The 14,103-nt window shown below is 69.7% G+C and carries 12 protein-coding genes; 7 read left to right on the forward strand and 5 right to left on the reverse strand.

The features are described 5' to 3' along the window. Positions 1–56: 56 nt before the first annotated feature. The 4 genes from DJ021_RS12320 to DJ021_RS12335 all read right to left on the reverse strand — a co-directional run bounded on the left by DJ021_RS12320 (position 57) and on the right by DJ021_RS12335 (position 5,383). The gene (locus tag DJ021_RS12320; protein ID WP_133255000.1) at positions 57–2,333 is read right to left on the reverse strand and encodes an Ig-like domain-containing protein; all 2,277 of its coding nucleotides are present in this window, start codon (positions 2,331–2,333) and stop codon (positions 57–59) included. Positions 2,334–2,845: 512 nt separating this feature from the next. After that, positions 2,846–3,628, reverse strand: a complete 783-nt coding sequence (locus DJ021_RS12325) for a 3-hydroxybutyrate dehydrogenase (protein WP_111457826.1) — start codon at positions 3,626–3,628, stop codon at positions 2,846–2,848. Then, positions 3,625–4,800: a patatin-like phospholipase family protein gene (locus DJ021_RS12330; RefSeq protein WP_243625988.1), complete on the reverse strand. Its 1,176-nt coding sequence runs from the start codon at positions 4,798–4,800 to the stop codon at positions 3,625–3,627. The genes DJ021_RS12325 and DJ021_RS12330 overlap by 4 nt, the downstream gene beginning before the upstream one ends. 16 nt (positions 4,801–4,816) lie before the next feature. After that, positions 4,817–5,383 (reverse strand): carboxymuconolactone decarboxylase family protein, encoded by a 567-nt coding sequence (locus tag DJ021_RS12335; RefSeq protein WP_111457828.1) that lies wholly within the window; start codon positions 5,381–5,383, stop codon positions 4,817–4,819. Between the two features lie 215 nt (positions 5,384–5,598). Here DJ021_RS12335 and DJ021_RS12340 point away from each other — a divergent pair, with 215 nt between their 5' ends. The 6 genes from DJ021_RS12340 (at position 5,599) to DJ021_RS12365 (ending at position 11,495) form a co-directional block, all read left to right on the forward strand. Further along, complete coding sequence (locus DJ021_RS12340; protein ID WP_243625991.1) at positions 5,599–7,395, forward strand: ATP-binding protein; 1,797 nt, start codon at positions 5,599–5,601, stop codon at positions 7,393–7,395. 114 nt (positions 7,396–7,509) lie between these two features. After that, positions 7,510–8,433 (forward strand): response regulator, encoded by a 924-nt coding sequence (locus tag DJ021_RS12345; protein WP_111457829.1) that lies wholly within the window; start codon positions 7,510–7,512, stop codon positions 8,431–8,433. A gap of 31 nt (positions 8,434–8,464) precedes the next feature. After that, positions 8,465–8,965 carry a GAF domain-containing protein gene (locus DJ021_RS12350; RefSeq protein ID WP_111457830.1) on the forward strand — a complete coding sequence of 167 codons (501 nt, stop codon included), beginning with the start codon at positions 8,465–8,467 and terminating at the stop codon, positions 8,963–8,965. A 95-nt stretch (positions 8,966–9,060) separates the two neighbouring features. After that, positions 9,061–10,233 (forward strand): acetyl-CoA C-acetyltransferase, encoded by a 1,173-nt coding sequence (locus tag DJ021_RS12355; RefSeq protein WP_111457831.1) that lies wholly within the window; start codon positions 9,061–9,063, stop codon positions 10,231–10,233. Between the two features lie 129 nt (positions 10,234–10,362). After that, positions 10,363–11,052: an SDR family NAD(P)-dependent oxidoreductase gene (locus tag DJ021_RS12360; protein ID WP_481374180.1), complete on the forward strand. Its 690-nt coding sequence runs from the start codon at positions 10,363–10,365 to the stop codon at positions 11,050–11,052. A 74-nt stretch (positions 11,053–11,126) separates the two neighbouring features. After that, a complete protein-coding gene (locus DJ021_RS12365; protein ID WP_111457832.1) occupies positions 11,127–11,495 on the forward strand; it encodes a VOC family protein in 369 nt (122 codons plus the stop codon). Here DJ021_RS12365 and DJ021_RS12370 read toward each other — a convergent pair. Further along, on the reverse strand, positions 11,492–12,814 hold the full coding sequence (locus tag DJ021_RS12370; RefSeq protein ID WP_111457833.1) for a PQQ-dependent sugar dehydrogenase: 1,323 nt from the start codon (positions 12,812–12,814) through the stop codon (positions 11,492–11,494). The two genes, DJ021_RS12365 and DJ021_RS12370, sit on opposite strands and share 4 nt — an antisense overlap. A 121-nt stretch (positions 12,815–12,935) precedes the next feature. Here DJ021_RS12370 and DJ021_RS12375 point away from each other — a divergent pair, with 121 nt between their 5' ends. Then, on the forward strand, positions 12,936–14,102 hold the full coding sequence (locus DJ021_RS12375) for an acyl-CoA dehydrogenase family protein (RefSeq protein WP_111457834.1): 1,167 nt from the start codon (positions 12,936–12,938) through the stop codon (positions 14,100–14,102). The last annotated feature ends 1 nt before the right edge of the window (position 14,103 follow it).

The following is a 14,103-nucleotide window of genomic DNA, read 5'->3' on the forward strand; positions in this document are numbered from 1 at the left end:
AGAGCCTGAGCCGTAGATGAGGCGGCGCCGTTTCCGGCGCCGCCTCCTCGCGTATCCTAGCTGAACAGCCAGTCGCTTTTGGCGAGGCTGTGGACGCCCTGGAGCAGCACAGTGTCGCCCTGGACGTCGGACACCACCATGCCCTTGGCCGTGTCCTGGAAGTTCAGGCTGCCGCCGCCGTAGCCTTGGAACACGAGCTTGTCGTGCTCCGCATGGCTGAAGTCGGTGACGGTGTCGTGCCCGGAGCCCGGCTGGAAGATGAAGGTGTCAGCGCCACGCCAGCCGGTGAGCTGGTCGTCGCCGGCGCCTCCATTGTAGGTGTCGTTGCCGATGCCGGCGTTCATCGTGTCGGCGCCGGCCGTCCCGATCAGCGAGTCGTTGCCGCTGGTCCCCCAGATCTGCTTGCCGAGCGCGCTGGCGGCGCCGGAGGCGATGGAGACCGACAGGGGCCCCGACAGGGCGCTGACGTTGCCGGCCACATCCGTCGCCGTGGCGGTGATCGAATGGGTTCCGGTTGTCAGGGCGGAGCTGGTGATGCTCCAGGCGCCAGCGCTGTTCACCGTCGCCGAGCCGATCTGGGTCGACCCGTCGAACAGCGTCACCTGCGCGTTGGGCGCCGAGGCGACCGTGCCGACGAAGGTGGGGGTGGTGATCGAGGTCGCGTTGTCGGTGCTCGATGCGCCGTTGTCGGAGGCCGCCGTCATGTCCGGCGTCGTCGGGGCGGACGGCGCATGGGTGTCGATGGTCACCGCCAGCCCGCCGGACGCGACGCTGGTCCCGGCGGCGGTGACGGCCTTGGCCGTCAGCGTGTGCGCGCCGTCGGTCAGGGTCGAGCTGGTCGCCGTCCAGTGACCGGTGGCGTCCGTCGTCGCCGTCCCCACCTGGGTGGTCCCGTCGTACAGCTTCACCGTCGAGCCGGCCTGAGCGGTGCCGGTGAAGGTCGGCGCAGCCTTGCTGGTGATGTTGTCCGTGCTGGACCGTCCCAGGTCGCTCGCCGCCGTGAGATCGGGGGCGGACGGCGCGGCCGGCGCCGAGCCCGTCGGGGCGGGGGTCGGCGTCGGCGTGGGCGTCGGCGTCGGCGTCGGCGTGGGTGTCGGCGCCGGGCTGGTGGAGCCGCCGACCGGCGTCACCTCGACGATCAGCGGGTGGTCGGTGACGTTGAAGGTGATGTGGCTGGTGGTCCCGAGCGACTGCACCGGGGCCGTGCCCTTCATCGGGTCGTAGATCGTGACGTTGGCGGCGGTCGCCAGGTCGATAGTGACCGGGGTGTTGGGGGCCGCGATCTCGGTGTTGGTGTTCTCGTTCCAGATGTCCGGCTCGGCCCAGACGACGATGTCCTTGGCGCCGTTGCCCTCCTGGAACAGCATCTGGCCGCCCCACTGGGGGACGCCCTGGATGGCGTAGTCCAGCGTGCCGGTGGCGAAGGCGCCGCTCGCCGAGCCGTCGGTGAGGATGGTGGTGAAGTTGTGGATCGCGGTGGCCGCGAGCTTGGGGGTGCCGTCCCAGTTGTAGAGGCCGAAATGGCTCTCGGCGTCGGTGGGGCCGGCGTTGTGGCTCTCCGCCAGCTCATAGATGAAGGTCTTCGCCACGCCGCTCTTGGCGGCGTCCATGAACATGTTCAGGAGCTGCTTGGCCTGGGTGGTCTGGTCGACCGCGGTGATGGTGGTGCTGCCGACCGCGGTGGTGGCGCCGGCCTCGGTGACCACCACCGGCAGGCCGGGGGCGTCGATCGCCGCCGACTTCAGGTAGTTGGACCAGTAGAAGGTCGGGTCGTTGGGGCTCCAGCCGTAGCCCGGCTGGCCGCCGCCCCAGTAGATGTGGACGTTGCCGTAGTCGGCGCTGGCGTGCATGTCGCCGACCGCCTGGTACTTGCTCGGGGTCATGCCGGAGACGGTCAGCAGGTAGACCGGCTTGTTGGCCAGCACCGGGTCGGCGTTGACGCTGCTGAACAGCGACTTCTGGTAGGCGTCGGATCCGGCGTAGCCGCTCTGGCCGTTCCAGCTCACCGGCCAGCCGTCGACCTCGTTCGGGCCTTCGATCGCCAACACCCCGCCCGGGTGGGCGACCTCCAGGTTGTGCGCCTGGTTGAGGAACGTGGTCATGTCGCTCTTGTCGGTCCACAGGTCGAAGTGGATGCCCTGCGACATCAGCGTGTTGATCACGCCGTAAGAGGTGCTGTTGTCGATCGTGTCACGGACGTTGGACAGCCCGAGATACTTCAGCTCGCTCGCGACCGTCGCAGCGTTGGTGTACTGGGTCCCGGTCCAGGAAAGGTGAGTGTTGACTCCGAGAGTGGCGATGAAAGATGACGCGTTTTGTGCCGTGTACTGCAATTGGCGTATCCAGATTTACGCCCCCACCCCTCCCGTCAATCAAGTAGAACGAAAGACACTCAAAGCTATCGGCGGCCAATAGAACTCCGTTCGACGAACGTGTCGTCGACTGGATGCCGAACTCGAATGTCCCGTCCCTCAAAGGCGGGCGGATGTTGCTTAGCGACCGGTCGAACGATTGAGGTTGTGGCGAGTTGGCGCACGTCCGGTTTGTCGCGGCCGTGAAATACGCTGTCGCAGCGGTGAAACATCGACTCACCGCCGGGCAGGGGGCGGCCGCCCGGCCCCGCACGTCGGGCGTCGGAGGGCCTGCCGGAGCGACAGGCAGCCGCAATCCCGCCGGGGTGTTCACCCCCGCGTGGCGTGCGCCGGATTGCGGCGCGCAGGTTTCCGCTAAGTCGCGGTTTTTACTGGTCTATGTCTGGCCTCTGCCAGGCCGCCGGCCGGCTCACGGCGCGGGCGCGCCTGCGCGGATCGCCGCCCTCGCGTTCGGGGCGGCGACAGCGCGTGCGTCACTGCATGAACCAGCCGTGGCTGACGACGATCGACTGGCCGGTCAGGGCGTTGGTCGGGAAGCCGGCCAGGAATACGGCCGTGCGTGCGACATCTTCGACCGTCGTGAACTCGCCGTCGACGGTGTCCTTGAGCATCACCGTCTTGACCACGTCCTCCTCGCTGATGCCCAGCTCCTGGGCCTGCTCGGGGATCTGCTTCTCCACCAGCGGCGTGCGGACGAAGCCCGGACAGATGACGTTGGCGCGGACACCGTGCTTGGCGCCTTCTTTGGCGACCACCTTGGCCAGGCCCTCCAGGCCGTGCTTGGCGGTGACGTAGGGCGCCTTCAGCACCGAAGCCTCCTTGGAGTGGACCGAGCCCATGTAGATCACCGAGCCGCCGCGGCCCTGGGCGTACATGTGCTGCAGGCAGGCGCGGGTGGTGAGGAAGGCGCCGTCCAGGTGGATGGCCAGCAGCTTCTTCCAGTCGCTGAACTTGTAGGTCTCGATCGGGCCGACGATCTGGATGCCGGCGTTGGAGACCAGCACGTCGATGCCGCCCAACCTGGCTGCGACGGCCTCGATCCCGGCGTCGACCTGCGCCTCGTCGGTGACGTCCATCGCCACGCCCATCGCCCGCGCGCCGCTCGGATCGAGCTCCTTGGCGGTGGCGTCGGCGGCCTCGATGTTGAGGTCGGCGATGACCACCTTGGCGCCCTCCGCGAAGAAGGCCTTGGCGATTTCCTTGCCGATGCCGCTGGCCGCGCCGGTGATCACGGCGACCTTGTCTGTCAGGCTCATGAGGGGTCCTTCTCGGATAGGGCGACGCGCCGCGGCGTCACGAAGTCGTAGACCTGCACCGAATGGGCGGCGGTGGGCAGGGTCAGCACCTCGGGGTGGCTGAGGGTCTTCGCCGCGTCGGTGCGCCCGGCGAGCCAGTGCTCTTCCATCGTGCGCCGCGAGAACTCGTAGTCCTTCGACTGACCCTCGTAGGTGGCCGAGCGATAGACCAGCTGGACGATGTTGTAGACCGCGGGGTCGGACGCCTGCGCCAGCAGGCGCGCCTCGGGCGTCGCCGCAAGCTCCGGCGGCATCTTGGCCAGCAGCGCGTTGAAGGCGGCGCGAAACCGCTGGAGCTGGCGGAACTCGTCGGTCGCCGACCGGGTGCGGCTGGAGAACTGGATCTCCTTCATCCGCACGGCCACCTCGGCCAGGTCGCGCGGCGCCTCGCCGCGGGCGCTCCACAGGTCGACCTGGAACACCAGGGTGTCGAGCTCGGTGCGCGCCGAGAGCACCCACTCCAGCGGCGTGTTGGAGACCAGGCCGCCGTCCCAGTAGGACTCGCCGTCGATCTCGACCGCCTCGAAGGCCGGCGGCAGCGCGGCGCTGGCCATCACGTGCTCGGGCCCGATGGCGTGGGTGGAGTTGTCGAAATAGGCGAAGTTGCCGCTGCGGACGTTCACCGCGCCGACGCTGAACCGCATCTCCTTGGCGTTGATCCGGTCGAAGTCGACGAGTCGCTCCAGCGTCGGGCGCAGCGCCGCGGTGTCGTACCAGCTGGTGGCCCCCGGGGCGCCCGGCGGCATCAGGTAAGGCGGCGGGATGCGGGGGGCGAAGAAGCCGGGAACGCCTTGGGTCAGGATCTGCGCCGCGGCGAGCTGGTTGACCCAGCCGCGCACCGCATCGCCGTTCAGCAGCCCCATCCAGCCATTGGACCAGCCGCCGTCGCCGGGCGCGCTGACCAGCTCCCAGAACTCCCGCAGCCGGGCCACCCGGTCCTCGCGGCGGTTGCCGGCGATGATGGCGCTGTTGATCGCCCCGATGGAGATGCCGGCGATCCAGGTCGGCTCGATTCCGGCCTCGAGCAGCGCCTCGTAGACGCCGGCCTGATAGGCGCCCAGCGCTCCGCCGCCCTGCAGCAGGAGGGCGACCGTGTCGAACGGCGTCCCGCTCGGCCTTGGCGACGACGCCACGGCGGGTTTCGACGAGCTATTCACGCTCAGGGACCGGCACGTTGAAGCCATTGAGGGTCGTCGAGACCAGGGCGTAGAGGCCCACCAGATAGATCAGCTCGTTTGCGCCGTGCTGGCCGAAGGTGGTCACCGCCAGCCGGTAGAGCGGCTCGGGCAGGGTCCCGCCGCGGCTCAACGCGTAGGCGAGGTCGAAGGCGACGCTTTCGTCCGGGGCCAGGTCGCTGGGCTTCAGGTCGGCGACCAGGGTCGCCAGCCGCTCCGGCGTCATGCCCTCGCGTTCGGCGACGGCGATGTGGGCGTAGATCTCATAGGCGGCGTCGAAGCGCGCCCCGACCACCAGGATGGCGATCTGGCGGATATTGTCGGGCAGGGACGCGTTCGCGGTCATCGCCAGGGTCAGGTCCCAGATCGCCTTGCCGATCGCCGGCTCGTGCAGCCAGGGATTCCACGGACCCATCAGCGCGCCGTCTTCCCGCTCGACGACGAACGCGTTGAAGTTGCCCGCAATGCCCTTGCGCATGTCGTCGTAGAGCGACCTCTGCTCCGGGGAGAGATCGGCCGGCGCGATCAGAGGCAGGCGCATCCCAGATCCTTCCGCAAATGAAGCGCGCCAGCGCGCCTCCGAGGGGTTTATCCCATCCGATGCTGCGGTGCAGCATCTTTGCGGCGGGGCGATGTCGCGGCGGCCACAAAGGCCGAGCCCGGCGAATCTCGCGCTCGGGCCTCGCCCCGCACAGCCTTGACGGGCGGTTAACCTTAGCCAGCGAACCTTCCCGGAAATAATGGGGGGAGGCGCTGTTGGATCAATCCGTCAGCGACGACGCGCGCGTCCGGACGCCGGCCGACAAGCCGAGCGGCTTCAGCCTGCTGGCCGCGTCCGCCCGCAACATGCTGCCACGGCTGCTGAGCGCCACCGCCGTGGGCGCAGTGGCCGCCCTCCACATCGGCCCGGCCCGCGTCGCCCTGTGGGGCTTGGCGGTGACCGCCGGCATCCTGGTCAGCACGCGGCTGGCGGCGGCGATGGACACCCACCGCAGAAGCCGCTGGCTCCGGCCGCTCACCTACGCCGCGACCGCCAACAGCCTGGCGGCCGGCGCCCTGCAGGCGCTGATGGTGGTGGTGATCTGGCGCGGCGGCGGCGACCTCGCCCATGGCTTCGCCGTGGTCACCGCCTTCATCGGGCTGAGCTATGTGCTGCTGCACTACTACGCCAACCTCGTCATGTTCCGGCTGCTCAGCGCGCCCTACGCGGCGGCGCTGGCGTACATCGGCTACGACCTGGTGCGCGCAGGCGGCCTGAAGACGGCGGCCCTGGTGGTCGTCGCCGCCGCCGTGGTCAGCGTGGCCAACTTCTTCCATCTGTCCCGCCGGCAGCTCGATCGCTCGCGCTCTGCGCTGCGCCTGGCCCGGCTGCGGGCCGAGGCCGGCGAACTGGCCGCCGAGTCCGCCAGTCGCGCCAAGAGCACCTTCCTGGCGACCATGAGCCACGAGATCCGCACGCCGCTGAACGGCGTGCTCGGCATGGCCCAGGCGATGGCCGCCGACGATCTGACCGACAAGCAGCGCGACCGGCTGGGCGTCATTCACGAGTCCGGCGAGGCGCTGCTGGCGATCCTCAACGACATCCTCGACCTGTCCAAGGTCGAGGCCGGCAAGCTGGATCTGGAGAGCATCGAGTTCGACCTGGCCGAGGTGGCGCGCGGGGCGCATTCGGCCTTCACGGCGCTCGCCAACAAGAAGGGCCTGTCGTTCGCCGTCAACGTGGAGGCCGCGCGCGGCCGCTACCTCGGCGATCCCACCCGGTTGCGGCAGATCCTCTACAACCTGATCTCCAACGCCCTGAAGTTCACCGACGAAGGCGAGATCCGCGTCACCGCCCTGCGCGACGGCGACATGCTGGAGATCTCGGTGGCCGACACCGGCGTCGGCATCTCGCCGGAGGGCCTGGCGCGGCTGTTCGGCAAGTTCGACCAGCTGGATTCCTCGACCACCCGGCGGTTCGGCGGCACCGGCCTGGGGCTCGCCATCTGCCGCGAGCTCGCCCAGCTGATGGGGGGCGAGATGAGCGTGGAAAGCGAACTGGGCCGCGGCTCGCGTTTCATCCTGCGCGCGCCGATCGCACACATCGGCGACGAGCGGCCGACCGGCGCCGGGGCGCCGCCCGCGCCGGAGGCGCGCCAGAGCCTGTCGCTGCGGGTGCTGGCGGCGGAGGACAACAGCGTCAACCAGCTGGTGTTGCGGACCCTGCTGCACCAGCTCGGCGTCGAGCCGGTGGTGGTCGACAATGGCGCCGCCGCCGTCCAGGCCTGGGCGGGCGCCCATTGGGACGTGGTGCTGATGGACGTGCAGATGCCCGACATGGACGGGATCGAGGCCACAGCCCGCATCCGGGCCCTGGAGCGGGAAATGGGCCGGCCCCGCACGCCGATCGTCGCCCTGACCGCCAACGCCATGTCCCACCAGATCGAGCGCTACCTGGCCGCCGGCATGGACACCCACGTCTCCAAGCCGATCGAGGCCTGCGCCCTGTTCGAAGCCCTGACCCTGGCCGCGGCCCTCGGCGAGGCCACCGCGGCGCCGGCGAAGGTCGCCTAGGGGCGGCGTCCACCAGGCCGGGATCGCCGGAGCTTGGCCCTCGGCGGCGCATAAACGGCTTCTCAACGACCCTCGGTTAGTGTCCCGGCCAAGATTGCGAAAAGTTTGGACCTAATGGCCCCTCGTATCCTGCCCAGCGCCAACATGCGGCCGCACGATCTTGCGTCGCTGAAGGTGCTCGTGGTGGACGACAACGCCAACGTCCAGCGGCTGATCGCCGACGTGCTGCACGCCGGCGGGGTCGGCCAGGTGGAGACCGCCGAGGACGGCGTTCGCGCCCGCGCCATGCTGGCCCGCTGGGATCCCGACATCGTCTTCTCCGACTGGACCATGCCGCTGATGGGCGGACTTGAGCTGACCCGCTCGATCCGCCGGGCCGCCGTCCATCCCGACCGCCGCATCCCCAACCCGCAGGTGCCGGTGATCATCGTCACCGGCCGGCGCAGCGCCGCCGACGTGGAGATGGCGCGCACCGCGGGCGTCAACGAGTTCGTCATCAAGCCGTTCACCCCGGCCGCGCTGCTGTCGCGGATCCAGCTGGTGCTGATGAAGCCGCGCTCCTTCATCATCAGCGAGGCCTACATCGGTCCCGACCGCCGCCGTCGCGTCGAGCTGAGCTATTCGGGTCCCCTGCGCCGGATGAGCGACCCCGAGGAGGTCGTCGACGCCATCGAGCGCACCGCCACCCGCGAGACCATCAGCGTCGAGCTCGACGCCCTGCGCAGCCTGATCACCGCGCGCGGCGGCGTCGATCGCGACACGCTGAAGATGACCTACCGGGTGATGCAGCACACCAGCTTCCGCGCCCGCCAGGTGCGCGACGCCATGGTCGACCGGGCCTCGACCCTGCTGATGGAATACGTCGACGCCATGGGCGGCCCCGAGCACTGCGAGCCGCAGGTGCTCGACCTGCACTTCAAGGCGATCAGCACCCTGCTGGACACCCCGGAGGGCGACGTCGAGCTGGCGGCCAAGCTGGTCGGCCATCTCGCCGCGGTAGTGAAGCAAAAGGCCTCGCGGCGCCGCAAGGCGGCGTGACCCGGGGCGTGCGGCCCGCTACACCGCCCGCATGGCCGAACCCTTCAACGACAAAGTCCTCACTGGCTCCAAGGCGGAGCGTTACGCCGCCGTCGGCGGGGAGATCGCCGCCGTGCTGGAGGGCGAGCTCAACCTGACCGCCCGGATGGCGACCGTGGCCTCCATGCTGGCCAACACCTTCGAGCATTTCTACTGGACCGGCTTCTACGTGGTCGATCCCGAGAAGCGGGAGGAGCTGGTGGTCGGCCCCTACCAGGGCACGCTGGGGTGCCTGCGGATCGCCTTCGGCCGCGGGGTCTGCGGCACGGCCGCGCGCACCCGCCAGACCCAGGTGGTGGAGGACGTCAACGCCTTCCCCGGCCACATCGCCTGCGACAGCCGCTCGGTCAGCGAGATCGTCGTGCCGGTGGTGGACGAGAACGGCCACCTGATCGCCGTGTTCGACGTGGATTCTGAGACCCCGGCGGCCTTCGACAGCGAGGATCAGAAAGGACTGGAGCAGATTCTGAAGTCGGTGTTCGCCGCCGGTTGACGTTAACGGCGCCTGCCATTGTCTTACCCTGCGGCGCCCTCATACATCTGTTTCGAGGCGCGGATCGCGCAGCGAAATCAACGGGAGCGAAGGACATGGCCGAAGCCTATATCGTAGCTGCGACGCGCACCGCCGGCGGGCGCAAGGGCGGCCGCCTGCGGGACTGGCACCCGGCCGACCTCGGCGCGGTGGTGCTGAACGAGCTGGTCGAGCGCACCGGCGCGGACCCCGCCATCGTCGAGGACGTGGTCATGGGCTGCGTCATGCAGGTGGGCGAGCAGGCCACCAACATCGCCCGCAACGCCATCCTCGCCTCGAAGCTGCCCGAGAGCGTGCCCGGCACCTCGGTGGACCGCCAGTGCGGCTCCTCGCAACAGGCCCTGCAGTTCGCCGCCCAGGCGGTGATGAGCGGCACCATGGATGTGGTGATCGCCGCCGGCGTCGAGAGCATGACCCGGGTGCCGATGGGGCTCTCCGTGGCCCTGCCGGCCAAGGAGGGCTTCGGCCAGCCGATGAGCCCGAACATGCAGCAGCGCTACCCCAACATCCAGTTCTCCCAGTTCATGGGCGCCGAGATGATGGCGGAGAAGTACAAGCTGACGAAGGACCAGCTGGACGAGTTCGGCTACCGGTCCCACCAGCGGGCGATCGCCGCGACCCAGGCCGGCGCCTTCAGGGACGAGATCGTCGCCATCGACGGCAAGGACGCTGAGGGTAACGCCGCGCGCCACGATAGCGACGAGGGCATCCGCTACGACGTCAGTCTCGACGGCATGAAGGCGGTGAAGCTGCTGCGCGAAGGCGGGCGGATCACCGCGGCCACCTCCAGCCAGATCTGCGACGGCGCCTCGGGCGTGATGATCGTCTCGGAAAAGGGGCTGAAGGACCTCGGCCTCGAGCCGATGGCCCGCATCCACCACCTGTCGGTGATCGGCCACGACCCGGTGATCATGCTGGAAGCGCCGCTTCCGGCCACCGAACGGGCGCTGAAGAAGGCCGGCATGTCGGTGGACGACATCGACCTCTTCGAAGTCAACGAGGCCTTCGCCTCGGTGCCGGTGGCCTGGCTGCAGACCCTGGGCGCCGACCCGGAGAAGCTCAACGTCAACGGCGGCGCCATCGCGCTCGGCCACCCGCTGGGCGCCTCGGGCACCAAGCTGATGACCACCCTGCTGCACGCCCTGAAGGCCCGCGGCGGGCGCTACGGCCTGCAGACCATGTGCGAAGGTGGCGGCCTGGCCAACGTCACCATCGTCGAGCGCCTCTAGGTCGTTCTCGCGCCGTCATCCCCGGGCTTGTCCCGGGGACCCATGCACACGGGCCTTGCAGGTCGGGCCCGAAGCGCGGTGTTCATGGATGGCCGGCACAAGGCCGGCCATGATGTCCTGGAGGGGATGATGTCCCGCATCTTCGCCATCACCGGCGCGTTCGGCGTCCTCGGATCCGCCGTGGCCAGGGCTGCGGCGGGGCAGGGCGCGCGGGTGGCGATGATCGACTATGCGACGGCGCCGGCGGCCGGCCAGGCCGGGGGCGACGACGTGCTGGCGCTGGGCGGCGTCGACCTCTCCGATGCCGAGGCGGCGGGCGCGGCCATCGAGGCGGTGACCCAGCGCTTCGGCGGCCTCGACGTGCTGGTCAATGTCGCCGGCGGCTTCACCTGGGAGACGCACGAGGCCGGCAGCGCCGAGAGCTGGCGGCGGATGTTCCAGATCAACGTCGAGACCGCGGCCAACGCCAGCCGCGCGGCCATCCCGCACCTCAAGCGCAGCGACGCCGGCCGGATCGTCAACGTCGGGGCCAGCGCCGCCGTGAAGGCGGCCACCGGCATGGGCGCCTATGCGGCCGCGAAGGCCGGCGTCCACCGGCTGACCGAAGCCCTGGCTGAGGAGCTGAAGGGCGACGGCGTCACCGTCAACGCCGTGCTGCCCTCGATCCTCGACACCCCGACGAACCGCGCCGACATGCCGAAGGCGGACGCCTCCGCCTGGGTGGCGCCGGCCGACCTGGCGGCGGTGATCCTGTTCCTGGCGTCGGAGGAGGCGCGGGCGGTGACCGGCGCCCTCGTGCCCGTCACCGGGCGGGTCTAGCCGCCGGGCTTGCCTTCCGCGCACGTCGCTTCGGTAGGGTGGCGCAAGACCACTCGCCACACGGGGAAACGACCATGATCGGCTACGCCACCATCGGCTCCAACGACCTGGAGCGTTCGAAGACCTTCTACGACACCGTGCTGGAGCCGCTCGGCGGGCGGCGCACCTTCGCCATGGGCGAGCGCATGCAGTTCTACGGCGGCCAGGGCCCGGGAATGCTGGCGATCTGCCAGCCCTATGACCAGCAGCCGGCGACCGTGGGCAACGGCGCGATGTTCGGCCTGCCGGCGCCCACCCGCGAGGCGGTCGATGCGGCGCACGCCGCGGCCGTGGCCGCCGGCGCGCAGTGCGAGGGCCAGCCCGGCCCCCGCACCGCCAACTTCTACGCCGCCTACTTCCGCGATCCGGACGGCAACAAGCTCTGCGTCTTCAAGGCCGGCTAGCCGCCGGTCGGCGCCACCCGCCAGACGATGCCGCCGACGTCGTCGGCCACCAGCAGGGCGCCGCGCCTGTCGACGGCCACGCCGACCGGCCGCCCCTGGATCTTGTTGTCCGCGTTGAGGAAGCCGGTGAGGAAGAGCTGCGCCGGCATCTGCGGCCGGCCGCCGGCGAAGGGCACATAGACCACCCGGTAGCCGTTCAGCGGCTTGCGGTTCCACGAGCCGTGCTGGCCGATGAAGGCGCCGCCCTTGTACTGCGCCGGGAAGGCGTCGGCCGTGTAGAAGGCCACGCTCAGCGAGGCGGTGTGCGGGCCGAGGCCGTAGTCGGGCGCGATGGCCTTGGCGACCATGTCCGGCCGCTGCGGGTTCACCCGGTTGTCGGCGTGCTGGCCCCAGTAGGCGTAGGGCCAGCCGTAGAAGCCGCCGTCCTTGACGCTGGTCAGGAAGTCCGGCGGCAGGTCGTTGCCGATCTCGTCGCGCTCGTTGGACACCGTCCACATGACGCCGGTGGTCGGCTCGAAGGCGATGCCGTTCGGATTGCGGATGCCGGTGGCGTACTCGCGCGCCTGGCCGGTGGCGATGTCGTACTGCCAGATGGCCGCGCGCCCGGCTTCCGCCGCCAGGCCGTTCTCGCCGACGTTCGAGTTGGAGCCGACCGTGGCGTAGAGCTTGGAGCCATCGGGGCTGGCGACCACGTTCTTGGTCCAGTGGTGGTTGATCGGCGGGCCCGGCAGGTCGAACACCTTCTCGCCCGGACCCTGCTCCTGGGTCTGTCCGTCGGCGTAGGGGAATTTCACCACGCCGTTGTCGTTGGCGACGTAGAGGGTGTTGCCCACCAGGGTCATGCCGAACGGGCTCCGGAGGCCCTCGGCGAACACCGTCTTCGTGTCGGCGACGCCATCGCCGTTGGTGTCGCGCAGCAGGATGATCTTGTTCGGGCTCGGCCGGGCGGAGCCGACCTGCTTCATCAGCATCCTCTGGAAGAAGCCCTTGATGCCCTGGTTGGTCTTGTCGGCCGTACTCGGCTCCCCGGCGGACTCCGCCACCAGGGTGTCGCCGTTCGGCAGCACGTAGACCCAGCGCGGGTGGTCCAGGCCCTCGGCGTAGCGCACCACCGTGAAGCCGGCCGGCGCCTTCGGCGCAGCGCCCGCGGGCCAGCCCACCACCTTCGGCACCCCGACCGTGGGGATCAGGCTCTTGTGCGGCGCGGCCAGCGGCGGATTGGGCCCGAAGCCCACGAAGGGATCGGAGGAGCCCTTGCTGGAGCAACCGGCCAGGGCGAGCACGGACATGGCGCTGGCGGCGAACAGGGTTTGACGCATCTTGGGTGGTCTCCGGGGGCGATACTGCCAAGATAATGCGCGAGATCCGATTTCATAGTGACGCCAGGGCGCCATTGCGCAGCGCGCTCAAACCCGCTGTGCTGGCTTCGGGAGCGAAATCATGGATCTGACGCTGACGCCCGAGCTGGCTGCGTTCCGCGAGGAGGTCCGCGCCTTCCTGGCGGCGCACGCCGAGGACTATGCCGGCGGGGCGGCGAGGGAGCCGCTGGCCTGGCAGCGGCTGCTGATCGAGCAGGGCTACGCCGCCCGCACCGTGCCGCGCGAATACGGCGGCTATGGCGCGGCGCCCGACATCCTCAAGGGCCGGATCATCGCCGAGGCCTTCATCGCCGCCGGCGCGCCGCGCGGCATCGCCAACCAGGGCGTCTCCATGCTCGTGCCCACCCTGCTGGAGGTCGGCTCCGAAGCGCAGAAGCGGCGCTGGATCGGCCCGACCCTGCGCGGCGAGGTGGTCTGGTGCCAGGGCTATTCCGAGCCCGACGCGGGCTCGGACCTCGCCAGCCTGAAGACCAGCGCGATCGAGGACGGCGACGACTTCGTGATTTCGGGCTCGAAGCTGTGGACCAGCACGGCGCACCTCGCCCAGATGATGTTCGCCCTGATCCGCACCGAGCCGCAGGCGCCCAGGCACGAGGGCATCTCCTATGTGCTCATCCCGATGGACACGCCTGGCATCGAGGTGCGGCCGCTGAAGACCATGACCGGCCAGGCGGAGTTCAACGAGGTCTTCTTCACCGAGGTGCGGGTGCCGAAGGACCAGGTGGTCGGCGGACGCGGGCGCGGCTGGTTCGTCGCCAACACCACCCTGAAGCACGAGCGCGGCATGCTGGGCGATCCCAACGCCACGGAGGCCAGGCTCAACGCTCTGATCGAGCTGATGAAGACCGAGACCGTGGACGGCCAGCGGATCGTCGACCACCCGGTGTTCCGCGACCGGCTGATGCAACTGCAGGCCCGGGTCTTCGCGATGAAGTTCAACGGCCTGCGGACCCTGACCGACGAGACGGCGGGGCTGGCGCGGCTGGTGGTCAAGCTGCAGGGCTGCGAGCTGAACCACCAGCTGGCGGCGCTGGCCATCGACGCCCTGGGCGAGCTGGGCGTGCTCTACCAGGACGGGCCGCACCTGCGGGCCAAGGGCCGCTGGCAGTGGAACTACATGTTCGACCTTGGGCTGATCATCGGCGGCGGCACGGCCCAGATCCAGAAGAACATCATCGCCGAGCGCGGGCTCGGCCTGCCGCGCGAACCCAGCCCGGCGAAGGCGTAGG

Source organism: Phenylobacterium hankyongense, from assembly GCF_003254505.1.
GTDB lineage: Bacteria > Pseudomonadota > Alphaproteobacteria > Caulobacterales > Caulobacteraceae > Phenylobacterium > Phenylobacterium hankyongense.